We start from the raw sequence: 419 nt of genomic DNA on the forward strand, positions 1-419 counted from the left end.
CTTGTTCCTTCCCACATTTAACCGTGTACACACCTTGGAATGCAGTCGAATGTGGGAGAGGGCTTGTTTCTTCCCACATTTAACCGTGTACACCTCATGTGGGAGGGGGCTTGCCCCCGATAGGGCCCTAACAGGCACCGATAAACTGAGCCACTTGCACCGCCGCCGCCTCCAAATGCTGCTCATGGCTGAACCCTGAAGCCTTCAACGGTTTCAAATCATGATCCCCCGCCGCCAGCCACAGCACCTCGATGCTCGGTGACAAGTCATACCCCTGCACCGCGGCTCGATTACCCAAGGCATCGCGTTCGCCCTGCACAATCAATGTCGGCGTGTTCAACCCGGCCAAATGCGCGACTCGCGGCTTTTCCGGCTTGCCCACCGCATAGAACGGATAGCCCAGGCACACCAAGGCATCG

The 419-nt window shown here is 58.0% G+C and carries 1 protein-coding gene; it reads right to left on the reverse strand.

What is annotated here, in order from left to right; translation table 11 throughout:
• Positions 1-127: 127 nt before the first annotated feature.
• On the reverse strand, positions 128-419 hold a 292-nt coding region (locus tag M2R48_RS21105; RefSeq protein WP_262087579.1), incomplete at its 5' end, for an alpha/beta family hydrolase.

This window comes from Acinetobacter sp. I-MWF (genome assembly GCF_025433935.1).
In the GTDB taxonomy this organism is placed as follows: domain Bacteria; phylum Pseudomonadota; class Gammaproteobacteria; order Pseudomonadales; family Moraxellaceae; genus Acinetobacter; species Acinetobacter guillouiae.